We start from the raw sequence: 17,382 nt of genomic DNA, 5'->3' as shown, positions 1-17,382 counted from the left end.
GAAGCTCAAGGAAATACCTTGGGCTTTTTTTTGAGGATATAGAAGTCAGTTTACAAAAATTTATTTTGAAAAATAAGATTATTTTCTTGATAAATATGGCTAATTATCAATATTTAGTGTGAACAGATTATAAAAATATTATTTAATTATATTTTTATAAATTTTTGTGCTATAATCTTATTAAATAAAATTCTTATATTTTTCAAAAAGATCAATTGAGAAAATAAAAATTAGGAGGGAAATTATGAAAAATAAGATTTTAAGAAAAGTTTTGATGTCATTATTTGTTATGGCACTTGTTGCAGGTCTTTCTGGTTGCAGCAAAGACAAAGCACCAGCTGAAGCTAGTAACGGCGAAGAAAAGGTAATAAGAGTTGGATGTGAAGCTACAACACCTGGTTGGATTCAAACTGATAAAGATGGAAAACTTACAGGATATGATTATGAAGTTTGGCAAGAAATTGGAAAGCGTATAGGATATACAATTGACTACAAAGTTATGGATTGGGATGGAATGTGGCCAATGCTTGAAGATGGTCGTCTAGATACAGTTGGAGAACAAATTTCAATGACTGATGAAAGAAAAGAAAAATACGAATTTACTGAACCATATGCTTACAACTACTATTGCTTAATATCTGCAAAAGATAATCCTGAATTAAACACATTAGATGATTTAAAAACAGGTATGACTATTTCTTGTGAAACAAATTCAAGTGATGAAGTAATTGTAGACTCATTAAATAAAAAATATGGAATAGAATTAAAACCTATGTACTATAGTGGCATGTCTGTAAAAGACGTAGCATTAGGAAGATGTGACCTATGGCCAAGAGCTGAAACATCTTCAATGATAACTGTAAAGGAAATGGATAATTTAAAGATTTTGGGAGTAACAGATATACTTGAAACAAACGCATATCCATTTGCAAAAACTGAAAAAGGCAAAGAACTTGCAGCATTAGCAAGCAATGCCATCAAAGAAATGAAAGAAGACGGAACATTAAAAGAACTTTCTGAAAAATGGTTTGGTATGGATATCACTACACCAGATCATAAATAATGGGAAAGTATCATGGAATTTAGTATAGAAGTATTTAGTGCGATATTAAAAGTCATCCCTTTAACATTGGGGATGACTATCATTTCTTTTGTATTAGCGCTTATAATAGCTGTGTTAATAGCTGTTGTTGACTATTATAAAATCCCGGTTTTAAACCAAATTCTCGAATTATATGTTTCCTTTTTTAGAGGGACACCTTTAATTCCACAATTATTTTTGTTGTACTTTGGGATACCTACATTTGTTCCTTCATTGAGAAGTATACCTGCTTTATATATCTGTATAGTTGGACTTACGCTTAATGCAGCCGCATATATGAAGGAAGTAGTAAGAGGAGCTATTTTATCAGTTCCAAAAGGACAAAGAGAAGCTGCATATGCCCATGGAATGTCAAGTATGCAAACCATGTTTAAGATAATACTTCCTCAAGCAGCTATGGTAGCAATACCTTCACTATTTAACAATCTTGTAGATATTTTAAAAGGAACATCAGTTGCATTTACCATAGGAGTCATGGAAATGACAGCGGTTGCAAATTTAAGAGCTGCAGTAACATTTAATTATTTTTCAGCATATATAACATTAATGCTTATGTATTGGTTAATAGTATTCCTAATGGAAAGAGCACAAAAGATAATAGAAAAGAAAAATATGGTATGGAATGTTAGGTAGGATAATATGATAAAAATTGAAAATCTAAGCAAAAGTTTTGGAAATAATCGAATTTTAAAAGGTATTAATTTAACAGTAGATAAAGGAGAAGTTGTATCTATAATAGGTACGTCTGGAACAGGAAAATCAACATTTTTAAGATGCCTTGACTATCTTGAAAAACCAGATTCAGGAACCATAACAATCGGTGATGTTACTCTCGATGCAGAAAAAGCAACTAAACAAGATATAGAAAAATTAAGACTTAAATCAGCAATGATTTTTCAAAACTATAATCTATTTTTGAATAAAACAGTAATGCAAAATGTAACACTGCCATTAATTTCAACCAAGAGATATAGTAAAAAAGAAGCTGAAGAAATAGCACTAAAGTTTTTAAAAAAAGTAGGAATGGCTCATAAAGTAGACAGCTATCCAATTACCCTATCTGGTGGAGAACAACAAAGAGTTTCCATTGCGAGATCAATTGCATCAAGTCCAGAGGTGCTTCTTTTCGATGAACCAACCTCATCACTTGACCCATCTTGGAAACAAGAAGTGCTCGAAGTAATAAGAAGCCTTGCAAACGAACATTATACGATGATTATCGTTACACATGAAATGGAATTTGCAAAAGAAGTGTCCGATAAGATTGTATTTATGAGTGAAGGAATAATAGAAGAAGAAGGAACACCAAATCAAATATTTAAAAATGCTAAGAGCGAAAAAACTAAAAAGTTCTTAGCTAGGATTAGTCAAACTTCATCCTTCGATGAATTTTTCATAAGAAAATCACTCGACTATAAGAAACTTCTACCTCTATTCAAAGAAGCAGGATTAGATGTAGAATTGGATGAACAAAATCCAGAAGGACTGCTAATGTGTTTTGAATTATTTGACAAGAAATCTAATGAAGTAGTTGGAGCATCTTCAATAATCAGAAATAAAGACATTTATCAAATTAAAACATTTGCAATTTCTAAGCCTTATCAAGGTAGAGGAGTTGGAAAATATCTAATGGATAATATGATAGATGAACTCAGAGAATGGGGTGCAACAAAAGTTTATCTCAATGCTAAAGAGCCAGATTTCTATGAAAAGGTAGGCTTTGTAGAATCAGATATTGATGTTAAAAATATAAGGTATGATTGTGGAGATTGCGACCACTTAAATAAAAGTTGTTTTCCAAAAACTATGGAACTTTCATTGTAGAAAATTTGTTTTAATAAATAAAAAATCTCCAAATCAATTGGCATAAATTTTTGGGAGATTTATTTATTGAATAATATTATGCTATAATAGATAAGGTGGTTAACAATCTAGAAGCGACAGTGTTAAGGGTATAAATTTTTATTATGAGGTGAATAAAATGGTAATGGAAAATTTGGAAAATCTTCCGAAGACTTTGGAAGATTTTCAATATATAAAAGGAGCAGCTCAAGGGGAGCTAGTAAGATTAAAAGAAGAAAAAGTACCAATAGTAGGCGCATACTGCACATTTTTTCCGCAAGAACTTCCGATAGCTGCAGGAGCAGTGTCCGTATCCCTATGTTCAACATCAGGCGAAACTATAGGTGAAGCGGAAAAGATTCTACCAACGAATCTCTGCCCTTTGATTAAAAGTTCATTTGGTTTTGCAATCACTAACAAATGCCCATACTTTTTCTATTCAGACCTAGTAGTAGGGGAAACCACCTGCGACGGAAAGAAAAAGATGTTTGAGTACCTAAAGGAATACAAGGACGTGCATGTAATGCAACTTCCAAACATGATTTCCAAAGAAGCGATGGCACTTTGGAAGGCAGAAATAATAAAAATGAAGGAAAAGATAGAAGACAAGTTCGGAAGAAAGATATCTGATGAAGATCTTCGCCGTGCAGTTAAAATTATGAATGAATACAGATCTTCTATCAAGGATTTCTACGAAATAATGAAAACCGATGAACTCCCTATAACAGGACTTGAACTTTGGCACGCATTAAACGGTGCAAATTACTATCTTTATAAAGAAGATGTGCCAACAATAATGAAAAATTTAAAACAAGAGGTGCTTAAAAACTCAAAGAAGATCACTGGCAAGAAAAGAATTTTAATTACAGGATGTCCAATAGGAGCGGCTACAGAAAAAATAATCGAAGCAGTTGAACAAAAGGATGCCATAGTAGTTTGTTATGAAAACTGTGGCGGAGCTAAGGCTCTCGACAGAAATGTTGACGAAGATACAGATGATATTATCCAAGCTATGGCAGAAAAATATCTAAATATCGGTTGCGCTTGCATAAGCCCTAATGACAATAGAAAAGAACTTCTAGGAAGGTTGATCAAAGAATATAAAGTGGATGGAGTAGTGGATATGCACCTTCAAACCTGCACACCGTTCCAATCAGAATCCCATGGAATAAAGACATTTGTAAACTCTTTGGGAGTGCCATACGTAGCGGTTGAAACAGACTACTCAAACAACGACGTAGGACAGTTAAATACAAGACTAGAAGCATTTGTAGAGATGCTATAATTAAAAATATATCTCAAGGGAGATCCCTTGGGTTTTTGTTTTTTTGGTAGTAAACTCCTGTATTGTATGTTTTGTAGTGGAAGAAAAATGCTTACGCTACAAAAATAAATCTTTTATAAGTTTTCTCTAAAAATAAATTCAGAACATTCCTCCGATCTATTCCATAGAATCCTTACTCAATGACTACTACAGATTTAATCCTGTGCCACCACAAGTGATTTTTGCTTCCGGCGTTAAGAAATTTTCCACTGTCTGAGCGTAGCGAGTTTGGAAAATTTTAGCCGGATAAAAAAATCACTACCAAAACCTCCCCAATGCGAGGTGGGAAGAGGGAGCTCGAGGGAGAAGGGAGGAAACTGCGAGTCTCGAAGAGAAAACCGTAGGTTTTTTCGAGAGACGTTAATTCCCTCCCTCTCCCTCGTAAAAAAAGATTTGAAGAAGAAAGAATAAGAATAGAGAAGTGTAGAATATTTATTTACATTTATTATTTCACTTTTTTGTCTTAAGTAGGTTAAATATGGGTCAGATCCTTCGACTTCAAAGGCTAATGCCTTTTCCGCTCAGGATGACCAGTTGGTGGGGAGTAGACCTCACCATGGTTATACCCATTCGACTCCAGAGCCTTCGGCTCTTTCGCTCAGGGTGACTGTAGTTGTGAGGACTTCTTAGCCTCTCGGCTATGGAAGCAGGATGCTTCCGCTACGGGGATAAATGGTCATATAAACTTGACATCACCAGGGTTATACCCGTTCGACTCACTTCTTTCGCTCAGGGTGACTGTAGTTGTGAGGACTTTTTAGCCTTCGGCTGTGGAAGCAAAATGCTTCCGCTACAAAAATAAATGGTTCTACAAACTTGACCTCACCATGGTTATACCCATTCGACTCCAGAGCCTTCGGCTCTTTCGCTCAGGGTGACTGCCTTCATTAAGGTTTTCCGTGCAGAGCGTCAAAGACCTAGCCGAAATCTCCTGTTTCGTAGCAGGTCTTGTGCATAGTTCCAAAGAAGACAAGCGAAGTGAATGCTGATTTGTTGAACTTGACTGCCGACTACGACGGCAAATCCGTCTTCTCTCAGGTTGACTGTCTTCCTTTGGGTTTTCCATGTAGGGACCTCTAAAAACCTAGACTATGCAAATAATAATTTATAATCTAAGTGAAAAAAATGCACGCTCTTGCGTGCATAAATTATTTAATATTATCCGTTTAAAACTATGTCTTCAAAGTACTTGTAATTATCTATTAATACATCTGTTTCTGGTATATAGGACGCGCCGATTAATTCGTCTGGTTTGTATTCTTCCTTGATGTGCTTCCAAGTTTTGGCGGCTTCATCGATGTCGCCTTCAATGGTTAGACCTTTTGATGTTCTAAGGATAAATTTTTCCATAGAGGTTAGTTCAGGCTCGTTGTCAGGATCTAGTTTCATAAATTCCTTGCGCTCTTTTCTCATAAATTGTAGGGATATATTTTCTGCGTGTTTCTTCAATACTTCCGCTTCTTCCTTGGTCTTTGCAATGTTAACGGAAGTTCCAAGCATTACATACGGTTTATACAGATACTTGGAAGGTTTAAATTCATTTCTGTAAATGCCAAGAGCATATCCGATGGTATTCGGTGCAAAGTGTCCGGCAAAAGAATATGGAAGACCGAGTTCTGCTGCTATGTGAGCGGATGTTTCCGATGAGCCGAGTATGGTTAGAGGAATTTTTGATCCTGCTCCTGGGAATGGTGCGACATCTAAATCCCATGCCTCATCAGACATGTACATTTGCATTTCTTTAATTGCATTTTTAAAATCTTCTTTTCTATAAATATTTCTATAAATTAATTTTGCCGTTTGCATATCTGTGCCTGGTGCCCGGCCGATACCTATATCAACCCTGCCAGGATGGAGAATATTAAGGGTTGCATATCTTTCGACAACTTGAAATGGCGTGTGGTTTGGGAGCATTACTCCGCCAGCACCAACTGTTATTCTCTTTGTATTATTTAAAACGTGACCAATCATTAAATCTGTGGCAGCGCCCAAAACTGCGGGACTGTTGTGGTGTTCGGCGATCCAGTACCTTGAAAAATCATGGTCGTCGGCAAATTGTGCCAAAGAAACTGCTCTACCCACGGCATCCATTTGACTTTCATCTTTGAATTTTGGTATTAAATTTAAAATTGAAACTTTTGTCATAATAACTCCTTTCAAATTACATTTACCCAATTAAATGATTTAGTAATTATGGTTACATTCAAAAATAAAAAACATCCAATTTCGGTTAATTTTTTATATTTTTCTAAATACTATTTAAGAAAATGCGATAACTTCCACAAAAATATTATAAATTTATATATTTGTCAAAATATGTTATACTAGAGAATGGAGGTAGATTATGAAAAAAATATCTAAAATAATGGCAATCATTCTTATGTTCACTGCTGTTTTAACAGCTTGTGGCAAAAAAGATGATGCGCCAGCAAGTAACGCAAAAAACGAAACTAAGACAGAAGAAGCAGCTAAGGCTTTTGAAGGCAAGACTTTAAATGTTGTTGCTACTTCAGACAAGTATGTTGGACTTTTCGATAAGTTCACTGAACAAACTGGTGCTAAGGTTGAATTCCTTTCTATGAGTTCTGGAGAAGTTATTTCTAGAACTAAGGCTGAAGGAAAACCTATGGCTGATCTATGGTTTGGTGGCGGACTTGACGCTTTTTTAGCAGCTGATGCTGACGGACTTCTAGAACACTATGTAAGTGACAACTCAAAAGACGTTGATCCTGCTTACAAGGATGAAAACGGAGCATGGATTGCAAAAGGTCTTACCGTTGCAGGTTTCTTAGTAAACAACAAGATTCTTGAAGAAAAAGGTCTTGAAGTTCCTATGACTTGGGATGATCTTACTAAACCAGAATACAAAGGTCTAGTTATTATGTCAAACCCTGCTGTTTCAGGAACTAACTACGCTGTTGTAAAGGGACTTCTTGACGCTAAGGGAGAAGAAGCTGGATGGGAATACCTAAAGGCTCTTAACGAAAACATTGAATTCTATTCTAAGAGAGGTAAAGATCCTCAAGAAAAGACTGTTCAAGGTGAATTTGCTATAGGAATTATCCCTGTTGACAACGGTGCTTTTGAAGTTGCAAAAGACAATGGTCTTACTGTTGTGTACCCTGATATGATTCCATGGGTTCCAGAAGGAGTTGCAATTTTTAAAGATTCTGAAAACGTAGATGTTGCTAAGGCTTTCGTTGACTTTATGCTTACTCCAGAAGCTCAAGCTATAATAGCAGAAGTAGATGGAAAAGACAGCGCTCAAATCGTAGTGCCAGGAGTTGAAGGACTTTCACTTGGCCTTCCAAAGGACAAGCTTATAAAAGAAGATCTAACTACTTTTGGGAGCATGAGAGAAGAAGTGCTTAACAAATTCAAAGAAATAGCTCAAGACAAAGCTGAACAATAATTATAATAATTTTTAGGGGAGTGCTATGAAGAGAATAAATATTGGTAAGATAATCGACTATTTAATAATCGGGAGTTTATTTGCTATGACCATTCTCTTCATACTACTTCCTTTTATTTTTGTTTTCAAAGAGAGTTTCTTCGTAGATGGAAGGCTCTCCCTTGAAAACTTTACATACCTGCTTACGAAGAGAAGAATACTTATAAAGAACACACTGGTTTTAGGTGTTGTGTCTACCATTCTTTCTTCTGCAGCAAGCCTAATCGTTTCAATCTATCTCTACCTTTCACCGAAGAGAAGAAGGAGCATCCTTCTTGCAATTTTATTTATAACGCTTATAAGTCCGCCATTCGTAACTTCTCTTTCCTATATCAATCTATTTGGTAGGAGGGGATTTATAACCTATGGACTTCTTGGACTTTCACTAAATGTATACGGAATGTGGGGAATCGCAGTGATGCAGACCATCTCCCACCTTTCATTAAACGTGCTACTTATCTACGGATTTCTAAAGACTCTTAGTCCAGATATCATAAATTCTGCGAGAAACCTAGGAGCAAAGACGGACAATATTATAGTGGATATTATCTTTCCAAAGGCTAAGGCTGGTCTAAAGGCTGTCATACTTCTTTCATTCTTTAGGGCCATAGCAGACTTTGGAACGCCTGCCATCATCGGAGGGAAGTTCAATGTCCTCGCACTGGAATCCTACTTTGCAGTAATTGCTGAAGGAAATCTTGCCAAGGCTTCTGCTATGAATATTTTGATACTTATTCCGTCAATCTTAATCTTTATTTTTTACCAAAACAATCTAAGTGCCATGGCGGAAACTTCTGGCTTTGACAGGGTTGAGCTGGAGATAAAGAGAAATGGAATTATCTACTATATTTTTTCTGTGATTTCGCTACTTTTGATCTCTGCACTGACGGTTCTATATGTAACCATAATATTTTCCGCATTTACCCGCATGAAGGACGGCTCACTTACATTTACGCTACAAAATTTAATCGACACGAAGCCATATATCACCGGTGCGATGATAAGAAGTATAGTCTACAGCTTAATCTCTGCGGTAGGCGGTTCAATAATAGGTCTACTAATCGGATATTATTTACAAATTAGAAAACTAAAAGCTATGAAGGCGGTGGATTTTATCGCCAACCTTCCATATATAATTCCTGGAACATTCTTCGGTCTTGGATACCTACTATTCTTTAAGAATCCGCCGATAGCCATCACTGGAACGGCGGCAGTTGTAGTGTTAAACGTGGTATTTAAACAGCTACCATTCTCGGCAAGAGTCGGCAGCAGCCAAATGGAATCCATCGACAGGGAGACCTTGGACTCGGTTAAATCTCTCGGAGGAAATAATATGAACGCCCTCTACGACGTGGTGTTACCTCTTAGCAAGGAAGGGCTCAAAGTTTCATTTATCAATGGATTTACCACCACTATGACCACCATAGGCTCCATAATTTTTCTAGTCTATCCTGGAAGAAAGGTCCTAACCCTTGTCATGTTTGATGTAATTCAATCGGGAAAATACAATATTGGATCTGTAATCGCCCTTATAATCATACTTATATGTCTAGCTATAAACGCTCTCGGATACATGTTCTTTGGAGGGAAAAATGTTTCTTGAAATAAAAAATTTAACGAAAAAATACGGCGACTTCTATGCCATAAGAGATATAAATTTCTCCTTGGAAAAGGGAGAACTCCTATGTTTACTCGGACCTTCCGGCTGTGGGAAGTCCACCATTTTAAAAAGCATCGGAGGATTTATAGAAGTTGATGGAAATATTATTTTAAATGGAAAGGACATCACCCACACTCCACCGGAAAAACGTGGTGTGGCAACGGTGTTTCAATCATTGGGACTTTTCCCACACATGAATGTCCTTGAAAATATAAAGTACGGCCTTAAATTTAACGGCGCTCCGAAAAGTAAGAGAAACGATATGGCAGAAGAAATGCTTAAGACCCTCGGTCTTGAAGGTTTGGGAAAGAGGATGATTAACGAACTTTCTGGAGGTCAAAGACAGAGGGTTGCCCTGGGAAGATCCATGATAGTTGGACCGGAGCTACTCCTACTTGACGAGCCTCTGTCAAGTCTAGATGCGAAGCTTCAAAAATCTATGAGGCAGGAGATTAGAGACTTTCAAAAGAAGTTCGACATCACCACCATCTTCGTAACCCACAACCAGGAGGAAGCCTTCGAAATTGCAGATAAGATCATTCTTCTAAATGAAGGAGAGATCATGCAGGTTGGTAAGGCGAAGGAGATCTACGAGCATCCGGCAAATGAATTTGTCCTCGACTTTATCGGTAGTTCCAATACTTTCGATGGAGGATACGCAAGACCCGAAGACATCACAATTAACTCTGGAAGCACCAAGGCAAAGATAAAAAATATTATCTTCAAAGGTTCATTTACAGAAGTTATTTTGGATACGGAATTTGGAATTTTAACCGCAATTACAATGAACGCAGAGGATTTAAAGATAGATGATGAGATAAATATTGATATAAAGAAGGAGAAACTATGAAGATTTTAAATGTTTTGGCTCAACTTCCGATGAAGACGGGAAGCGGAGTATATTTTTCAAACTTGGTTGAAGAATTAAATGCCAAAGGCCACGAAAATATTCTGCTCTATGGTGTACAGGCACCATACTCTGTGGATGTGGAAGGCAAGCACTATCCAGTGGAATTTAAATCTGAGAAGATTCCATTTCCAATCGCTGGGATGAGCGACATCATGCCCTACGAGAGTACCATCTATTCAGAGATGACTGAGGACATGATCGATCTAGAACTTAGCGTATTTAGAGAGGTTTTGGAAAAGATTAGAGATACTGAAGGTGTGGACCTTGTAATAACTCACCATCTCTTCTTCCTTTCATCTCTTGTTAGAGAAGTATTTAAGGACACTCCTGTGGTTTCTTTCTGTCACGGAACCGACCTTAGACAACTTGAAAGATTTCCAAGATTTTTAGAAAGATGCGGAAGTATCAAGGATCTCGACATGATTTTCACCGTTTCTCCAAATGAATCGGAAAAGATACATGAAATTTTCTCCTACGACAGGGACAAAATAAAACTTGTCGGCGGTGGTTTTAACCAAAATATCTTCAACAGAAATTATGAAAAGTTAGACGACGGCATCCTTAGGGTTTGCTACGCGGGTAAACTTTCAAGATCTAAGGGTGTTTACGAACTCGCTAGAAGTTTTCCTCTAGTTAAGAAAAATATAGATAATCTAGAGTACCATATCATCGGTGCAACTTCTGATGAAGAAAAGAGAAGACTATACGACTTGGCAGAAAATTTAGAAGGCTTCAAGGTCTATGACGCTGAAGATCAGGTGACCATGGCGAAACATTTGAAGAAGTGCGATGTATTTGTCCTACCTTCTTACTACGAAGCATTGGGACTTATTGCAATTGAGGCTATGGCGACAGGACTTTACGCAGTAACATCTGAAATCGAAGGCTTGAGGGCAGAACTTGGTGACAAGGTAAATGAATCTGGACTCATTCTCTACACAGAACTTCCAACCATCTACGATTTGGACAATCCTTGCGAAGAAGAAGTGCCTGCCTATGTGGAAAGGCTAGCGAAAAATATAGAAATTCAACTAAAAAAGGTTGAGAAGAAGGAAGAAATCGGCAAAGATATCATGTATATAATCGATGGAAAATCCTGGGCAAATCTTGCGAAGAGGATTGAAAAGATGCTTATAGAGGTGACAAATGACAGAAAAACTAACTGAAAAAGCGATATGCGGACATTGTAACAAGCCCTTTGACGTAGAAATCTACACCAGTATCAACACTCGGGTGGATCCTGAGATGGAGCTGAAGGTTCTAAACTACGATGTATTTGAGTACACCTGTCCCCACTGCGGAGAAAAGGTAAAGGTAATCTACGACATGCTCTACCACATGGAGCCGGAAGGCACGATGATCTACCTAACAGACCCGAGCAATGTAGAGGAAGAGATAAAGACTCTGGACGAATTTTATAATAATGATTTCAAAAAATTCCAAGAACTTATGAAGATTGACCCTCCGAGGGTGAGAGTGGTGGTGGACTTAGTTGAACTTAGAGAAAAAATATTAATTTTCAAGGGCGGCTACGACGACAGAATCATGGAACTCTATAAATCACTTCTCATTCTTCAGATTAACGAGAGAGAAAATATGGAAATCATCAGAATGTTCTACGATATCTACGAAAACAAACCTATAATCGTGGTAATTGACAAGGATCTTAAGGAGTACCACTACGACTTTAGAGAAGAAGGCTACAGGGAACTTGAAGAACAGTTTGGGGACAAGATGGAAGGTTTCGAAAGATATGTGGTAAATGAAAATTTTGCCATTGAATTTATAGAAGATCTGTTAAATAAAAAGAAAAATTAATTTATTAAATTCGCGAGTTTGATATTATAAGACTCGTCGAAATTTCTTCAAAATGAAAATACAAAAAAATAATCCTTCAATCAAAGTTATTTCTTCGATTGAAGGATTTTTTATGCTGCATCTTTATCGATATTTTTGAAGATTTCTCTGTAAATGGACATAATCTTGTTGATTATTCCCCTTTCGCGGATATCTTCTTTGATTATTAATTTTGATTCTCCCACTTCTTTGCCATCTACTTTGTAGGTGATTGAACCCACCACAGTGTCCTTAGGTAGAGGAGCTGCGATTTCATTGAGATGAACTTCGCTTTCTACCTTTGATTCTGGATGTACTAGAGAAGCTATTTCCGATTCTTGATATACATTGTAGTTTGGTTCTTGAGAATTTTCTGCTTCGATAGTCGTAACAGGAGAAGTAGTGTTTCCTAGTATTCTATTTTCATACTTGGTTAGAGCAATATTTGCAACTCTTTTCGAAACTACATACCTTGACCAATCGGATTTCGATCCGGTGGTGATTGTGATAAGCCTTAGATCTTTGGTGGTCTTGCCATCTCCTGGTTTTAGTTCCGTTGCTATAAGACATCTTCCTGCCGCACCAGTGTATCCCGTTTTAAGTCCTTGGACCTCAGGAATTACTCCTAAGATGGGATTGGTTGAGTAAGCTGTAAACTCTCTATCTGCTTCAACGATGGCAGGCATCTTTGTATATTCTAAGATTTCTGGATGTTCCTTCATTATATATCTTGCAAGGAGAAACATCTCTCTTGTGGTCATCTTATTATAATCTTCTATTGAATAATCTGTTAGCCCTGTTGGATTTATCATGTGGGCGTTTGTAAGACCTAGATCTTTACACTTCTTGTTCATCATGTCAACGAAAGCTTGGGTAGATCCTGCCACCTTTATTGCAAGGGAAGTGATGGCGTCATTTCCAGATATGACTAGCGCCGCTGTTAGAAGTTCTTTTACAGTCTTTGTATCTCCCTCTTTTATTTTGTAGGAAGAACCTGGTAGGACTTCTGCTTCATGGGGAATTGTCACCAAATCGTCTAGCTTCAACTTGCCTGCTTTGATTTGGTCTAGGACCACATATACGGACACGAGTTTAGAAGTTGAAGCCATGGCTACCACTTCATCTATATCGTTAAATTCTAAGATTTCTCCCGTTGCATAGTCTCCGATTAGAAAGGTCTTTGCAAGTTCGTTGGTAGATTTTTTTTCTAGCTCAGCTACTAGAATTGCTTCTTCGTAGGTTGCCCTATCCACTCCGTGAGAAGTTGGTACGAAGATGTTTTGGTTTCTAATCTCTTGAGGCTCAGAAACTTCTGTTTTTTTCTGTGAAACATTCTCCGTTGCAAAAGATACGCTAGGAGAAAATAAAATGACTAATGCAAGGATTAGACTTGTAAATCTTCTCATTTCTTCCTTTTACTTTCTACTGAGTCTATCTTTTCCATAAAGGATCTTTCTTTGTCGCGTCTGTCATCGATCTTAACAACAGAGTAGACTCTGTTTGCTCCATTTAGAAATACGGATTCTTGCATCCTTTTGATTGCTTCGTACATAGTATCTAAATCGGGAGCTTCTATAACTGTTCCCATTGGGTTAAGTGCAAATGTAATATTTTTCATGTCTGCTATGCTATCTAAAGCACCTGCAACATATTTTGAAACTGATGTGGTTTCTGTTCCTATTGGAACTAGTGTTAGTTCACAAACTACCATAATTACCTCCATATACAAGCCAAGATAAGGTAGATTAATGCTACCAAGATTTGGCTAAAACTTTTTACATAAAAATATAATATACCACCTAGAATAAAAAATCCAATAGATATTAGAAAAAATATGCTCACATGAAGTCTGGAGCTATCCTTGGTTCTTAAGTACTTGCCTATGATGGTGGCGCTATCTGTCAAGTATCCAGTAATATGTGTGCTCCTTATAAGGGCACCTTCGTACTTTAAAAAAAGGGAATTTTGAAATCCAAAAATAAATGTAAGTAGGTACACCGCGTATTCTCCTATTAAGGTAGAAATTATGGCAAGGACCGCCAAACATAGAAAGCCTCGGCGGAAATTCTCCTCATAGGTAGTATATGTTCCCACCACAGAGCCTAGAAAAAATAGTCCAAAGATGGCAAGAAGAAATATGAACCTCTTACTGTCGCTTATGGAAAGTGCAATGGCTGTGGCGTTACCAGTGTGGTGAGTTACAGGCGTTTTGAAATTCATAACACAGTAGGCGTTTGAAATCCCGCTTGCAATCATAAGGAGCATAATTCTTACTTTGAAACCAAGATTTCTATTCATTATCAAGCTCCATCAAATTATATTTTTCAATAATATCGATGACCTTTTTTGCGTAGTTAGGGTCCGTCGCATAGCCGCAGGACTGAATAAGGGTGATCGCCTCTTTGTAGTCCTTGGCATCTCTTACCTTTTCGTAACGAGCAGCAGTAGAGATAAGTCTGCCGTAATCTTTAAAACTCGCCTTCTTCGAATCGTATTTTTTAAAAGGCTCAAGGACGGACTTCTCCACTCCGTTTTCGTATTCCTTCGTCTCCATTTCAACTCCACCGCTTTTGGCTTTTATTCCAAAGTAATTGTTGTATGTAGTAGACAGTTCGCTCCTTCCGAAGTTACTCTCCAGCGCCGACTGGGCTAAGGTAACCGACGGGAAGAGACCGTGCTTCTTCGCTACACTGATTGCCAAAGGCTTGGTGGATTCTATGTAATTTTCTTTTAGTTCAATGGTGTCTGTTCCATTGTTTAGAAGCATGGCAGGAATCATCATAATAAGGATTCCAAGTATGGTAAGTGATACCAATCTTCTTAGGAACATATTGGGTTTTCTCTTTCTCATAAATCCTCCATGTTTTATTTTATCAAAAATTTCAAAAAATGCAAAAATTCCCGATTAAATCAATAATGAAAAGGATATCTAAATTTCGATATGCTATAATTAAATTTAAGGAGGGAATATGGGTTTACCAGATCTATCATTCACAGTATTTAAGTTTGAAAAAATAAAGAATCCAGTTAAATACTCGATTCTACATAGAGAATATCCACCTAAGATGACAGAAGAGATGCATACGATAGTAGAAACTCTCCTTTGGTATGTGCCAAACATCGACTCAATTCAGTCGCCTAAGAATGATATGGCGCTGTCTCTTGACTTCGATGAATTTGCCTTCGAACTGGTGAAGAAGAATATGCAGCTTGGTCACGAAGATGTGGCAGTGCTTGATTATATTCCAAAATCGGTGGTCGATTTTTATAAAAATGAAGTAGATCCAAACTTTCAAAAGATAATTATCACGAAGTACAAGGACGAATCCACCACCAACAGTCTCCTTAGGCACATTAGAAACGCAATTGCCCATGGCTATTTCACCTTGGTTGAGGGGATGCTAATAGGTTTTGATTTTAAAACTACCAAGTACACAGACGAAGAATGTACCGCCATCTTTAAAATATATCCGAAGAATCTTTTAAAATCCCTTAGAATTTTAAACGAAGAAGTGACCGAGGAAGAGCTTGCGAAGAAGGCTCTACTGAGGTGCGATTATGTGGTGGAAGACTTTGACGATTCCTATGACCACACTGAGATGGGATTCGATTTCTATGCCAAAAAAGGAAGACGCAGGTTTGCAGTAGAGGTGAAGAAGTACAAAAATGTGGAAGTTCTATCTCAAAAAGAAATAGACAGATTGGTAAGGGAGTTTTCAAATATTTACAAAACCATAATTCCAGTTCTATTTATAAATACATCCCTTATGACAGATGAATCGAAGGAGAAACTTCAAAGAGAAGAGATAATTATTCTAGATGTAAAAAATATAAAGAAGATGATGAGAGGAATAGACGTACTAAAAGAGGTGGTAGACCTTGGAAAGAAATAGTTTAGATACGAGTAAGTACATGAAACTCGCCCTACACCTGGCGAAGAAATCCTATAGGCGAGGAGAGATACCTGTGGGAGCAGTGGTAGTTTTACATGGCAAGGTGGTAGGCTATGGATACAATTTAAAAGAAACATTAAACGACGCCACGGAGCATGCAGAACTTCGCGCCTTAAAGATGGCTGCGAAAACTCTTGGCACCTACCATTTGGAAGGGACAAAGATGTATACAACCCTTGAACCCTGTGCCATGTGTGCAGGAGCAATGATACTCTTTCGTATAGATAAACTCATAATCGGGGCGAAGAGTCCTCGCATGGGAGCTGCCGGATCAAACCTAAACATCTTAGATAGAGAAGGCTTAAACCACAAGGTAAATGTGGAATATTCCATTTACGGAGATGAATGCAGCAAACTTATAAGCAAATTTTTTAAAAATGTAAGAAGAAATAAAAACCTATGATGCAGTGCACCATAGGTTTAATTATTTTTTGAATGTATTCTCTTATATTCTTGGTAAGCGGCATCTCGATTCTTCTTGGTAAGTTCCTTGGAGATGGTGTTTAAATCTGTGGTGTTTGTGATTTCCTTTTCCATGTCCCTCTCTGAAATTACCACATTTGAAACTTCTTCGTAGTTTAGAAGACTGTCGGATTTGATGCCGATCTTAACGAGAGCCTCCCTAGGATTCTTCTCATATATAGAAGGTGTGAAATCAAATTTTGAAAATCTGTAGTAGACATAGAAATTGTAGATTCCGCTTTCCTTTATAAATCCCACCACGCTGTAGCTAAGGGCAGAATAGTCGCAGTCACCCTCCAAGTACTTGTACTTTTCAAAGGAAGAATTTAGTTTTGACTTTGCAAGAGTAAGTTCAATCTTTGATCTGCTGGTAAGACTTATGGATCTAAAAAGTGACTCCAGATTTTTCGCGCTTATTCTGTCGAACTCATAGAAGAGTTCTTCAAAAACATTTCTGGATAGGGCGAAGGAATCTCCGTCATCTTCGCAGATTAAGATCTCATCTAGCTGAGGATTTAGGTACATGATGATGGTGGAAATCTCAAAGATTGCCGCATCGTGTTCGTCGATGTATTCCTTTGATCCAAAGATCTTCATAGTTTTGTCTATAAGTTTTAAATTTATATCGTCATAGCCAAGGCTTTCCACTAAGCTGTGGAGTTTATCCTCTGTACTCTCGTAGGTGTAGAATGAATATACCCTTTCAGTCATGGAGAGCTTCGCTTCTTTTAAGTAGTTTCCCTTGCACCCAACGAGGAAGAGAAGAAGTATTAAAATCGTAAAATATTTAAATTTTATTTTCAATGTATCACCAATTAAATTTAATAATATAAGTTTATTGT

Annotated in this window: 17 protein-coding genes; 11 read left to right on the top strand and 6 right to left on the bottom strand. The window is 37.2% G+C overall.

What is annotated here, in order from left to right:
* Positions 1 to 244 precede the first annotated feature (244 nt).
* The 4 genes from HMPREF1252_RS08780 (at position 245) to HMPREF1252_RS08765 (ending at position 4,229) form a co-directional block, all read left to right on the top strand.
* Positions 245 to 1,063 carry a transporter substrate-binding domain-containing protein gene (locus HMPREF1252_RS08780; protein ID WP_023060321.1) on the top strand — a complete coding sequence of 273 codons (819 nt, stop codon included), beginning with the start codon at positions 245 to 247 and terminating at the stop codon, positions 1,061 to 1,063.
* A 12-nt stretch (positions 1,064 to 1,075) separates the two neighbouring features.
* Positions 1,076 to 1,735: an amino acid ABC transporter permease gene (locus tag HMPREF1252_RS08775; RefSeq protein WP_023060305.1), complete on the top strand. Its 660-nt coding sequence runs from the start codon at positions 1,076 to 1,078 to the stop codon at positions 1,733 to 1,735.
* A 6-nt stretch (positions 1,736 to 1,741) separates the two neighbouring features.
* Positions 1,742 to 2,926: a GNAT family N-acetyltransferase gene (locus tag HMPREF1252_RS10110; protein ID WP_023060320.1), complete on the top strand. Its 1,185-nt coding sequence runs from the start codon at positions 1,742 to 1,744 to the stop codon at positions 2,924 to 2,926.
* Positions 2,927 to 3,083: 157 nt separating this feature from the next.
* The gene (locus HMPREF1252_RS08765; RefSeq protein ID WP_023060277.1) at positions 3,084 to 4,229 is read left to right on the top strand and encodes a double-cubane-cluster-containing anaerobic reductase; all 1,146 of its coding nucleotides are present in this window, start codon (positions 3,084 to 3,086) and stop codon (positions 4,227 to 4,229) included.
* Between the two features lie 1,197 nt (positions 4,230 to 5,426).
* Here HMPREF1252_RS08765 and HMPREF1252_RS08760 read toward each other — a convergent pair.
* Positions 5,427 to 6,413 (bottom strand): MsnO8 family LLM class oxidoreductase, encoded by a 987-nt coding sequence (locus HMPREF1252_RS08760; RefSeq protein ID WP_023060353.1) that lies wholly within the window; start codon positions 6,411 to 6,413, stop codon positions 5,427 to 5,429.
* A gap of 199 nt (positions 6,414 to 6,612) precedes the next feature.
* Between HMPREF1252_RS08760 and HMPREF1252_RS08755 the strand changes: the two genes are divergently transcribed.
* From HMPREF1252_RS08755 to HMPREF1252_RS08735, 5 genes are read left to right on the top strand one after another with little or no spacing between them, the layout of a single operon-like run.
* Positions 6,613 to 7,680 carry an ABC transporter substrate-binding protein gene (locus tag HMPREF1252_RS08755; RefSeq protein ID WP_023060265.1) on the top strand — a complete coding sequence of 356 codons (1,068 nt, stop codon included), beginning with the start codon at positions 6,613 to 6,615 and terminating at the stop codon, positions 7,678 to 7,680.
* 25 nt (positions 7,681 to 7,705) lie between these two features.
* Positions 7,706 to 9,322: an iron ABC transporter permease gene (locus HMPREF1252_RS08750; RefSeq protein ID WP_008901237.1), complete on the top strand. Its 1,617-nt coding sequence runs from the start codon at positions 7,706 to 7,708 to the stop codon at positions 9,320 to 9,322.
* Positions 9,312 to 10,229 carry an ABC transporter ATP-binding protein gene (locus HMPREF1252_RS08745; protein ID WP_023060350.1) on the top strand — a complete coding sequence of 306 codons (918 nt, stop codon included), beginning with the start codon at positions 9,312 to 9,314 and terminating at the stop codon, positions 10,227 to 10,229. Before HMPREF1252_RS08750 ends, HMPREF1252_RS08745 begins: the two co-directional genes overlap by 11 nt.
* Positions 10,226 to 11,455, top strand: a complete 1,230-nt coding sequence (locus HMPREF1252_RS08740; RefSeq protein WP_023060271.1) for a glycosyltransferase family 4 protein — start codon at positions 10,226 to 10,228, stop codon at positions 11,453 to 11,455. Before HMPREF1252_RS08745 ends, HMPREF1252_RS08740 begins: the two co-directional genes overlap by 4 nt.
* A complete protein-coding gene (locus tag HMPREF1252_RS08735) occupies positions 11,436 to 12,107 on the top strand; it encodes a CpXC domain-containing protein (RefSeq protein ID WP_023060297.1) in 672 nt (223 codons plus the stop codon). The genes HMPREF1252_RS08740 and HMPREF1252_RS08735 overlap by 20 nt, the downstream gene beginning before the upstream one ends.
* A gap of 110 nt (positions 12,108 to 12,217) precedes the next feature.
* Here the strand turns inward: HMPREF1252_RS08735 and HMPREF1252_RS08730 are convergent, their stop codons facing one another.
* From HMPREF1252_RS08730 to HMPREF1252_RS08715, 4 genes are read right to left on the bottom strand one after another with little or no spacing between them, the layout of a single operon-like run.
* Positions 12,218 to 13,531, bottom strand: coding sequence for a D-alanyl-D-alanine carboxypeptidase family protein (locus HMPREF1252_RS08730; protein WP_023060349.1), 1,314 nt, complete (start codon positions 13,529 to 13,531; stop codon positions 12,218 to 12,220).
* On the bottom strand, positions 13,528 to 13,836 hold the full coding sequence (locus tag HMPREF1252_RS08725; RefSeq protein ID WP_023060258.1) for an MTH1187 family thiamine-binding protein: 309 nt from the start codon (positions 13,834 to 13,836) through the stop codon (positions 13,528 to 13,530). Before HMPREF1252_RS08725 ends, HMPREF1252_RS08730 begins: the two co-directional genes overlap by 4 nt.
* Before the next feature lie 2 nt (positions 13,837 to 13,838).
* A complete protein-coding gene (locus tag HMPREF1252_RS09405) occupies positions 13,839 to 14,423 on the bottom strand; it encodes a YoaK family protein (protein WP_023060330.1) in 585 nt (194 codons plus the stop codon).
* Positions 14,416 to 14,976 carry a glycoside hydrolase family 73 protein gene (locus tag HMPREF1252_RS08715; protein ID WP_023060346.1) on the bottom strand — a complete coding sequence of 187 codons (561 nt, stop codon included), beginning with the start codon at positions 14,974 to 14,976 and terminating at the stop codon, positions 14,416 to 14,418. Before HMPREF1252_RS08715 ends, HMPREF1252_RS09405 begins: the two co-directional genes overlap by 8 nt.
* A 118-nt stretch (positions 14,977 to 15,094) precedes the next feature.
* On the opposite strand from HMPREF1252_RS08715, the gene HMPREF1252_RS08710 reads away from it, so the two are divergent.
* Together HMPREF1252_RS08710 and tadA are read left to right on the top strand one after the other, a co-directional pair.
* Positions 15,095 to 16,018: a restriction endonuclease gene (locus HMPREF1252_RS08710; RefSeq protein ID WP_023060252.1), complete on the top strand. Its 924-nt coding sequence runs from the start codon at positions 15,095 to 15,097 to the stop codon at positions 16,016 to 16,018.
* Entirely contained in the window at positions 16,005 to 16,481 is a 477-nt protein-coding gene (gene tadA / locus HMPREF1252_RS08705; protein ID WP_023060273.1) for a tRNA adenosine(34) deaminase TadA, read from the top strand. Before HMPREF1252_RS08710 ends, tadA begins: the two co-directional genes overlap by 14 nt.
* 17 nt (positions 16,482 to 16,498) lie before the next feature.
* Here the strand turns inward: tadA and HMPREF1252_RS08700 are convergent, their stop codons facing one another.
* The gene (locus HMPREF1252_RS08700; protein ID WP_023060314.1) at positions 16,499 to 17,344 is read right to left on the bottom strand and encodes a hypothetical protein; all 846 of its coding nucleotides are present in this window, start codon (positions 17,342 to 17,344) and stop codon (positions 16,499 to 16,501) included.
* Positions 17,345 to 17,382: the final 38 nt, after the last annotated feature.

It is taken from the genome of Peptoniphilus sp. BV3AC2 (genome assembly GCF_000478945.1).
In the GTDB taxonomy this organism is placed as follows: domain Bacteria; phylum Bacillota; class Clostridia; order Tissierellales; family Peptoniphilaceae; genus Peptoniphilus_B; species Peptoniphilus_B duerdenii.
Note: the sequence above shows the minus strand (reverse complement) of the source record. Positions and strands in the feature narration are given on the sequence as shown.